Annotated in this window: 8 protein-coding genes; 4 read left to right on the top strand and 4 right to left on the bottom strand. The window is 67.3% G+C overall.

Annotated elements, in window-relative coordinates; all coding sequences use genetic code 11:
• Window positions 1-237 precede the first annotated feature (237 nt).
• A complete protein-coding gene (gene tyrS, locus RT456_RS19250) occupies window positions 238-1,449 on the bottom strand; it encodes a tyrosine--tRNA ligase (RefSeq protein ID WP_313349046.1) in 1,212 nt (403 codons plus the stop codon).
• A gap of 167 nt (window positions 1,450-1,616) precedes the next feature.
• Here tyrS and RT456_RS19255 point away from each other — a divergent pair, with 167 nt between their 5' ends.
• Together RT456_RS19255 and RT456_RS19260 are read left to right on the top strand one after the other, a co-directional pair.
• Window positions 1,617-3,080 (top strand): peptidoglycan DD-metalloendopeptidase family protein, encoded by a 1,464-nt coding sequence (locus RT456_RS19255; RefSeq protein WP_313349048.1) that lies wholly within the window; start codon window positions 1,617-1,619, stop codon window positions 3,078-3,080.
• Window positions 3,081-3,173: 93 nt separating this feature from the next.
• Window positions 3,174-4,298 carry an anhydro-N-acetylmuramic acid kinase gene (locus RT456_RS19260; RefSeq protein WP_313349050.1) on the top strand — a complete coding sequence of 375 codons (1,125 nt, stop codon included), beginning with the start codon at window positions 3,174-3,176 and terminating at the stop codon, window positions 4,296-4,298.
• A gap of 178 nt (window positions 4,299-4,476) precedes the next feature.
• On the opposite strand, the gene RT456_RS19265 is transcribed toward RT456_RS19260, so the two are convergent.
• The 3 genes from RT456_RS19265 to RT456_RS19275 all read right to left on the bottom strand — a co-directional run bounded on the left by RT456_RS19265 (window position 4,477) and on the right by RT456_RS19275 (window position 6,959).
• The gene (locus tag RT456_RS19265) at window positions 4,477-4,704 is read right to left on the bottom strand and encodes a hypothetical protein (protein WP_093532961.1); all 228 of its coding nucleotides are present in this window, start codon (window positions 4,702-4,704) and stop codon (window positions 4,477-4,479) included.
• 84 nt (window positions 4,705-4,788) lie between these two features.
• Window positions 4,789-6,162, bottom strand: coding sequence for an MFS transporter (locus RT456_RS19270; RefSeq protein WP_313349053.1), 1,374 nt, complete (start codon window positions 6,160-6,162; stop codon window positions 4,789-4,791).
• The gene (locus RT456_RS19275; RefSeq protein ID WP_313349055.1) at window positions 6,159-6,959 is read right to left on the bottom strand and encodes an exodeoxyribonuclease III; all 801 of its coding nucleotides are present in this window, start codon (window positions 6,957-6,959) and stop codon (window positions 6,159-6,161) included. Before RT456_RS19275 ends, RT456_RS19270 begins: the two co-directional genes overlap by 4 nt.
• A gap of 164 nt (window positions 6,960-7,123) precedes the next feature.
• Here RT456_RS19275 and pyrE point away from each other — a divergent pair, with 164 nt between their 5' ends.
• Together pyrE and RT456_RS19285 are read left to right on the top strand one after the other, a co-directional pair.
• Window positions 7,124-7,783: an orotate phosphoribosyltransferase gene (gene pyrE / locus RT456_RS19280; protein ID WP_313349058.1), complete on the top strand. Its 660-nt coding sequence runs from the start codon at window positions 7,124-7,126 to the stop codon at window positions 7,781-7,783.
• Window positions 7,784-7,798: 15 nt separating this feature from the next.
• Window positions 7,799-8,467, top strand: coding sequence for a hypothetical protein (locus tag RT456_RS19285; RefSeq protein WP_313349059.1), 669 nt, complete (start codon window positions 7,799-7,801; stop codon window positions 8,465-8,467).
• Window positions 8,468-8,583 lie beyond the last annotated feature (116 nt).

Here is an 8,583-nt window from a genome sequence, read left to right on the forward strand (position 1 = left end):
TTCGTCGAAGCGAGCCGCCTATTATGTCAGGCTTTTCGTTTCCGTCAACACCTTCTTTCGAAGCAGTTGAAGTCCTGTTCCTTCGCGGTTGCCGCCTTGCGGTGGCCCCTGCGTCGGGGGAGGGAAAGTATGTCCCTAACCGCCTCGTTTGTGAAGGGGGTGCATGAACTTTTTTCACGGAACTGTGCATTCATTCATGCGGGTTCCGCGCCCGAAGGCGCGAAACCCTTGCGGCGCTTAGGCGGCGACCAGCAGGACGCGGGCGAAGTTGCGCTTGCCCACCTGCAGCAACCCTTCGAAACCGGGCGCGAACAGCTGCTGGGCGTCGTCGACCACCTCGCCATTGACCTTCACCGCACGCTCCTTGAGCTTGCGGGAGGCCTCTGAATTGCTCGGGGTGATCCCGGCCGCAGTAAGCAGCGCCCCGATACGCAGGCCCTCCGCCGGCACCACGACTTCCTGCAACGGCAGCAGGCTCACATCGCCCTGCCCGGTCACGGCGGCGTTCCAGCCGGCAATGGCCAGTTCGGCGGCATCGGCGTCGTGGAAGCGGGTGGTCAGCTCGCGGGCCAGGCGCAGTTTGACCTCGCGCGGGTTGAGACTGCCGGCGTCGACCTGTTCCCGCAGGCTGACGGCCTCTGCCTGGCTGATCTCGAAGGACAGCAGCTCGATCCAGCGCCACATCAGGTCGTCGCCGATCTTCATGGTCTTGGTCACCATGTCGATCGCCGGTTCGCTGATGCCAATGTAGTTGTTGAGCGACTTGGACATCTTGGCCACGCCGTCCAGGCCTTCCAGCAGGGGCATGGTGAGCACGATCTGCGGCTTCTGGCCGTAGTGCTCCTGCAGGCCACGGCCCATGAGCAGGTTGAACTTCTGGTCGGTACCGCCCAGCTCGACGTCTGCTTCCAGGGCGACCGAGTCATAGCCCTGGACCAGCGGGTACAGGAACTCGTGCAGGGCGATGGACTGCTGGGCGGCGTAACGCTTGGCGAAGTCATCGCGCTCGAGCATGCGCGCCACGGTGTGCTGGCCGGCGAGGCGGATCATGTCGGCCGCGCCCATCTTGCCGAACCACTCCGAGTTGAAGCGCACTTCGGTCTTTTCACGGTCCAGCACCTTGAAGACCTGCTCTTCATAGGTGCGCGCATTGGCCAGCACGTCGTCCTTGCTGAGCGGCTTGCGGGTGACGTTCTTGCCCGAGGGGTCGCCGATCATGCCGGTGAAGTCGCCGATCAGGAAGATGACCTGGTGGCCAAGGTCCTGGAACTGGCGCAGCTTGTTCAGCAGCACGGTGTGGCCCAGGTGCAGGTCCGGCGCGGTGGGGTCGAACCCGGCCTTGACCCGCAGCGGGCGGCCGCTTTCCAGGCGCTGGCGCAGCTCCTCGATCTTGAGGACTTCGTCAGCACCGCGGCCGATCTGGGCAAGCGCTTGTTCAATCGAGGACACGTACAACTCCCGGCAATGCCTTATTTACATGAATGACGTTAAGTACAAGTTAACCGCATGCGCTTCACAAAAGCCAATACGCACAAGGGTTTGACGCGATATTTATACCTGTCTATGTTACCGACGTTTGGGCCCGCGATCCCGGGTCAGCCAGGAACACACCGACGATGCTGAATACCGATCAAGGCCGCGCGCGCAAGCAGCGCTTCAAGGAACGCCTTCACGTTCTCCACGACACCGCCCTGCATCGGAAGCTCAGGCAGCATCTTCCCGCCGCGTTCAACGAGCGCTGGACCCGGCGCCACTGGATGCACGCCAGCCTGTTCGCCACCATCGGGGCGCTGGTGGCCACGATCGTGCCGGGCTTCTCGCACACCATCGATGCGCCCTACTCCGCCAGCCACGCCACGCTGTCCCTGCCGCTGCCGCCGCTGTCGCAGGAGCGCCGCCAGCAGGTGCCCGGTGACAGCTGGCAGGTGCTGCGCGTGCAGCGCGGGCAGACGCTGAGCAACCTGTTCGACGAGGCCGGCATTTCGCCGACCGTGATGCACCAGGTGCTCGACCACCCCGGCGCGCGCGCGGCGCTGACCAAGCTGCGCCCTGGCGCGGAGATCGGCTTCGACCTGCCGCTGTCCGGCGAGCTGCGCACGATCCGCTTCGACCGCGATGCCGACAACCGGGTGGAGCTGTCGCTCAAGGGCGACCAGATCAACGAGAAGGTGATCAAGCGCGAATCGTCGGTGCGCCGCGTGGTCGCCAGTGGCGAGATCACCAGCTCGCTGTACGCCGCGGCACGCAAAGCCGGGCTGTCGCCGTCGGCGATCGCGACGATGACCGATGAAATCTTCAAGTACGACATCGACTTCTCCAAGGACCTGCAGCCGGGCGACCGCTTCAGCGTGGTGCTGGACGAGACCTGGCGCGAAGGCGAGAAGGTGGACACCAGCAAGATCCTGGCCGCGACCTTCACCTCGGGCGGCAAGACCTACAGCGGCTTCCGCTTCGACCGCAACGGCAAGTCCGAATACTTCGACGTCAGCGGTCGGCCGCTGAAGAAGAGCTTCATCCGCATGCCGATCCCGTTTGCGCGGCTGAGCTCCAGCTTCGGCGCGCGCAAGCACCCGGTGCTGGGCAAGATGCGCATGCACAAGGGCGTGGACTATGCGGCCCGCACCGGTACGCCGATCATGGCGGCCGGCGATGCGCGCGTGCAGTTTGCCGGGACGCAGCGCGGCTACGGCAACGTGGTGATCCTGGACCATGGCCGCGGCCACACCACGCTGTACGGGCACATGTCGCGCTTTGGTGCGATCAAGACCGGTCAGCGCGTGGCGCAGGGCACGGTGATCGGCTACGTGGGCTCGACCGGTCTGGCGACCGGCCCCCACCTGCACTACGAATTCCGCGTCAACGGCGTGCACCGCAACCCGCTGTCGGTGACCATGCCGCCGCCGGAGCCGCTGCAGGGCGGCGAGCTGGTGGCCTTCCGTGCGCAGACCGCGCCGGCCCTGGCGCGCATCCAGGGCATGGAGAAGCTGATCTATGCCGACGCCAGCCCGGCACCGCAGGCAGCCAAGGCGGCTACCACCACGGCCAGCGCGGCCAAGCCGGCCAAGCCGAACCGCGGCTGATCCCATGGCGTTGCAGCGCGCGCACCTGCGCGCGCATTGACGGCGGCAACAGGTTGCGCGGAAGCTGCACGCATCCTGTTGAACCGCCTGGCCATGACTGCACCTGATCCGACTACCCCGCTCTACCTGGGCCTGATGTCCGGCACCAGCGCCGATGGCATCGATGCCGCGCTGGTGCAGTTTCCGGCCGAGGGCGGTTGCCGCTTCGTCGCGGGCCTGACCCACGGCTGGGACCCTGCCTTCCGCGCCGAGCTGGTGGCGCTGGGCGAAGGGGGCGAGCTGGGCTCGCTGGATACGCTGGGGCGGATCGACGCGCAGATCGGCATCGCCTTCGCGGCGGCCGCCAATCGTCTTCTGGCACAGGCCGGGGTCGACCCGGCACAGGTGCGGGCGATCGGTTCGCACGGGCAGACGGTGCGCCACCGGCCGCTGGCCGATCCGGCCTTCACCTGCCAGCTCGGCGATGCCAACCGCATTGCCGAGCTCACCGGCATTACGACGGTGGCCGACTTCCGCCGCCGTGACGTGGCGGCTGGCGGGCATGGTGCGCCGCTGATGCCGGCCTTCCACCTGGCGATGCTGGGCACCGCCGACGAGGATCGGGCGGTCTTGAACCTGGGGGGCATTGCCAACCTGACCCTGATTCCGCGGGCGGGCACGCCACGTGGCTTCGATACCGGGCCGGCCAATGCGCTGATGGATGCCTGGTGCGAGCGTCACCTCGGGGTACCGTACGACGCCGACGGGGCGTTCGCGGCCAGTGGCGAGTGCGACGAGGCGCTGCTGGCGGGCTGGCGCGCGGAGCCGTGGTTTGCGCTGCCGCCGCCGAAGAGCACGGGGCGCGAGCAGTTCCATCTGGAGTGGGCCGAGGCGGCGCTGGGCGAGCGGCAGCGGTCGGCGGCCGATGTGCAGGCCACGCTGCTGGAATTGACTGCTGCCACGGTGGCCGATGCGCTGCTGGCGAACCTGCCGGGGGCGACGCGGGTGCTGGTCTGCGGCGGCGGGGTGCGTAATGCGCAGCTGCTGCGGCGGCTGGGGGCGCGGTTGCCGGGCGTGGTGATCGAGTCCAGTGCGGTGCACGGCTTGGACCCGGATTACCTGGAGGCGATGGGGTTTGCGTGGCTGGCGCAGCAGACGCTGGACGGGTTGCCGGGCAATCTGCCCAGCGTGACCGGGGCGCGGGGGCCGCGGATATTGGGGGCGATTCACCTGGCGTGATGCGATATGACGGTGCCGACCGCGCGACGGGGTAGAGCCGACGGGGTAGAGCCGGCTGGGTAGAGCTGACTGTTAGTCGGCTGCAGTTGGCGCGGTCGCCCTGGAGAGCAGCCGACTAACAGTCGGCTCTACACAGTCGGCTCTACACAGTCGGCTCTACCCAGTCGGCTCTGCACCGTCAGAAAGCTTTGACGTCCGGGAGGGCCTGGAGGGCGGCGATGGCTTCGGCCAAGGCGTTTACTTCGGGGTCGTGGAAGCCGCTGCGCACTTCCAGTTCGCTGGCGAACAGGCCCTGCTCGAGCAGGACCACGCAGGTGTGCTCGCGGGTCCAGCCGCGCGCGACCGCGACCCGACGGATGCGTTCGTTCAGCAGCGGATCCAGGTCGCGCAGCACTAAATCAGCCATGTGTTTTCCCCTGTTGGCAACGCACCGCCCCCACGGCACAACGGATCGATCATCGCCCAGTGGCCGGGCGCGGGCAAGCGCCGGTCAGGTGGCGGCCCGCTGCCGGCGCGATTGCTGCACGATCAGCAGCGCGCACAGGATCACCACCGGAATGGCGATCAGGGCGGTGCCGACGAAGAACAGCGCATAGCCCTCCAGCAGGGTGCGGCCCTGCGCCAGCGACTGCACCGCCCAGCCGGACAGGCCCTTCAGCGCCTTGCCCGGCATGGCATAGAACGAGCTGAGCAGGGCGTACTGGGTGGCCGTATAGCCGATGCTGGTCAGGCTGGACATGTAGGCGATCAGCGCCGTGCCGGCGAAACCACCCGAGATGTTGTCGATCGCCATCGCGATGGCGAAGCTTGTCGGGTCCGGCCCCACATAGGCCAACCAGGCGAAGGCGAGATTGGACGCAGGGCCGAGCACCGCGCCAACCAGCAGGGTCGCCAGCACGCCCCAGCGCACCGACACCAGGCCGGCGGCGGCGATGCCGATGAAGGTGGCCACCAGGCCAACCGAGCTGCGCACCGCGCCCACGGTCTCTTCGGACAGACCGAGGTCGACGTAGAACGGGTTGGCCATCGGACCCATGATGAAATCGGCCATGCGATAGATGCTGATGGCCAGCAGGATCAGGATGGCGCCGCTGCGGTGTTCGCGCACGAAGGCGATGAACGGCCCGACCAGCGCATCGAACAACCCGCGCGGCGTCCACAGCGGGGCGGCCTGGATCTGCACGGCCACCTTGGCCTGCACCGGTTCGCGCGCCATCACCACCGCCACCACGCCCAGCGCCATCAGCCCGGCCATGATTTCGTAGGACATCTGCCAGCCCACGCGGGCGGCAATGAGCAGGATCAGCGCGTCGGTGACCAGCAGCGCGGTGCGGTAACCCAGCGCGGCGGTGGAGGTGAGCAGGCCCAGCTGTTCGCTGTTGTCGGCACTTTCGATGCGCCAGGCATCGATGACGATGTCCTGGGTGGCCGAGGCGAACGCCACGATGGTGGCCATCACGCCGAACACCAGCATGTGCTCCCACGCCACGCCCAGGAACAGCACGTTGCCGCCCTTGGGCTGCACGATCGCCATGCCGACCAGGGCCACGGCAACCACCGCCTGGGACAGCAGCATCCAGCCGCGGCGGCGACCGAAGCGACCCAGCAGCGGGGCGTTGACCTTGTCGACGATCGGCGCCCACAGGAACTTCATCGAGTAGGCCAGGCCCACCCACGACAGGAAGCCGATGGTGTCCAGCTCGATGCCTTCCTTGCGCATCCAGAAACCGAGCGTGTTGCCCACCAGGTAGATCGGCAGGCCCGAGCTGAAGCCGAGCAGCAGCATGGCCAGCACCTTGCGCTGGCGCAGGTTGGCCAGCACCCGCTGCCACGGGCGGCGGGGCTTGGCGACCGCTTCACTCATGGGGCGTAGTCCACCGTGAACGGGGCATGGTCGGAAAACCGCTCATCGCGGTAGATCGAGCAGCCGCGCAGGCGGTCGCGCAGGCCGGGGCTGACGAACTGGTAGTCGATGCGCCACCCCACGTTGTTGGCGCGGGCCGCGCCACGGTTGCTCCACCAGGTGTAGTCCTCGCCGGTGGGGTGCAGCAGGCGGTAGGCGTCGCTCCAGCCCTGGCCGCCGGCGATGTCCAGCGCCTGGCCGGCGTCGGCGCACTGGCCGTTGAGCCAGTCGCGCTCGGGCGGCAGGCAGCCGGAGTTCTTCTGGTTGGACTTCCAGTTCTTGATATCCAGCGCGGAGCGCACGATGTTCCAGTCGCCACACAGCACGTAGTCGCGGCCGCTGGCCAGCCACTCCGCCAGGATCGGGCGCAGCCACTCCATCACTTCGTACTTGAAGCCCTGGCGCAGGTCGCCCGAGCTGCCCGACGGAATATAGAAGGAGACCACGCTGAGGTTGCCGTAGCGGGCCTCGATGTAGCGGCCTTCATCGTCGAACGGGGCCCAGCCCAGCGAGGTGATGACCTGGTCGGGCTCACGCTTGCTGTAGATGGCCACGCCGCTGTAGCCCTTCTTGGTGATGGCGTCGCGGTAGAAGCAGTGGTGGCCGTCCGGACGGAACATCGGGTCGGTCAGCTGGTCTTCCTGGGCCTTGGTCTCCTGGATGCACAGCACGTCGGCATCCTGGGCACGGAACCAGTCGAGGAAGCCCTTGGTGGCGGCGGAACGGATGCCATTGGCATTGAAACTGATGATGCGCATGCTGACCCGGGTCTGGAACGGTAACCGGCAAAGCATACCGGGTTGCCCGGCCCATCGGCTGGCCGGATCCGGCCATTGCAGGGGCCTGCGGCCGGCGCTGGCGAGCCTGAATTGCGGGCCATGCATTAGGATCTGCGCTCCAGATGAATTGAATAGAGCGTTAGATGAGCGACCACCGTCACCGTTTCCTGCAACTGGCCCTGACCGCCGATGCCCTGCGTTTCGGCCAGTTCACCCTCAAGTCGGGCCGCCTGAGCCCCTACTTCTTCAACGCCGGTCGTTTCGACTCCGGCGCCCGCATGGTCCAGCTGGCCGCCTGCTACGCCGACGCGGTGGAGGCCACCGGGCTGAAGTTCGACGTGGTGTTCGGGCCGGCCTACAAGGGCATCCCGCTGGCCACCGCCACTGCCTGTGAATTCGCCCAGCGTGGCCGCGACCTGCCGCTGTCGTTCAACCGCAAGGAAGCCAAGGCACACGGCGAAGGCGGCAACCTGATCGGCGCGGACATGAACGGCAAGCGGGTGCTTATCGTGGACGACGTGATCACCGCCGGTACCGCGATCCGCGAGGCCCTGGCCATCATCGCCGAGGCCGGTGGCACGCCGGCCGGCATCGTGGTGGCACTGGATCGGCAGGAGATTGCGTCGGAAACCGACCGCCGTTCGGCGGCCCAGGCCGTGGCCGAGGAAGCCGGAATTCCGGTGGTGGCGGTGGCCACGTTGGGCGACCTGCTTGATTTTGCCTCCGGAAATCCGGAACTTGTCGGGTACCGGCAGCCGCTGGAGGACTATCGTTCCCGTTACGGCAGCCGTCCTACGCGTTGAGAGCAGGGGGCTCCCATGTCCAGGATCGTCACGTTCACCATCATCGGCCTGTTGCTGGCCGCGCCCATGCTCACGGCCGAGGCCCAGAGCAGGCGCAGCAGCAGCGACCCGAAACCGAAGAAGCTGTTCTGCTGGAACGAGGGCAAGGAGCGCATCTGCAGCGACGCATTGCCCCAGGAGGCGGTGAACAGCGCGCGTGAGGAGTTCAGCGTCAACAGCGGCCTGCGCCGCGGTGGCGTGGAGCGCACGCTGACCGAGGACGAGCGCGCCGATGCGGCGGTGGCCGCTGCCCAGCTCCAGCTCGACAAGGCCGCCGAGGAAACCCGGCAGCGGACGGAGCAGGCGATGCTCTCGACCTACGAGGACGAGAACGACCTGCGCCGGGTGTTCGTGGAGCGCACCGGGATCCTGGACAACAACGTGCAGACGGCCAGCTACAACGTGGCCAGCCTGCGCGGCGCGCTGGTGACGCTGCTGGGCAGCGCGGGCGACCGCGAACTGGCCGGCCAGCCGGTGGCGCCCAAGCAGGCCGAGAGCATCCAGCAGCGCCACACCGAACTGCTGGCCCAGCAGCGCATGCACGCCTCGTACCTGCAGCAGCGCCAGGCCCTGGATGTGGAAATCGAGGAAACCCTGCAGCGGTATCGGTTGTTGAAGGGAATTACGACCGACCCGCGCGGCTGACGGTTATTGGGGCCGTCAGGCGGGCGTAGAAGCTTGGCGTACGGTCTTCGATTGGATCTGCCGCGAGCGTTGAGGGCCCCGCCGCGGCCGGCAGGCCCCTATGCAAATGTCCCCCG

The sequence above is a fragment of the Stenotrophomonas sp. genome, assembly GCF_032099025.1.
Classification (GTDB): Bacteria; Pseudomonadota; Gammaproteobacteria; order Xanthomonadales; family Xanthomonadaceae; genus Stenotrophomonas.

Excerpts from the sequence above, each read along its gene's own strand:
- RT456_RS19255 (WP_313349048.1), top strand. The coding sequence starts at position 1,617 with ATGCTGAATACCGATCAAGGCCGCGCGCGCAAGCAGCGCTTCAAGGAA.
- RT456_RS19260 (WP_313349050.1), top strand. The coding sequence starts at position 3,174 with ATGACTGCACCTGATCCGACTACCCCGCTCTACCTGGGCCTGATGTCC.
- RT456_RS19265 (WP_093532961.1), bottom strand. The coding sequence starts at position 4,704 with ATGGCTGATTTAGTGCTGCGCGACCTGGATCCGCTGCTGAACGAACGC.
- RT456_RS19270 (WP_313349053.1), bottom strand. The coding sequence starts at position 6,162 with ATGAGTGAAGCGGTCGCCAAGCCCCGCCGCCCGTGGCAGCGGGTGCTG.
- RT456_RS19275 (WP_313349055.1), bottom strand. The coding sequence starts at position 6,959 with ATGCGCATCATCAGTTTCAATGCCAATGGCATCCGTTCCGCCGCCACC.
- pyrE (WP_313349058.1), top strand. The coding sequence starts at position 7,124 with ATGAGCGACCACCGTCACCGTTTCCTGCAACTGGCCCTGACCGCCGAT.
- RT456_RS19285 (WP_313349059.1), top strand. The coding sequence starts at position 7,799 with ATGTCCAGGATCGTCACGTTCACCATCATCGGCCTGTTGCTGGCCGCG.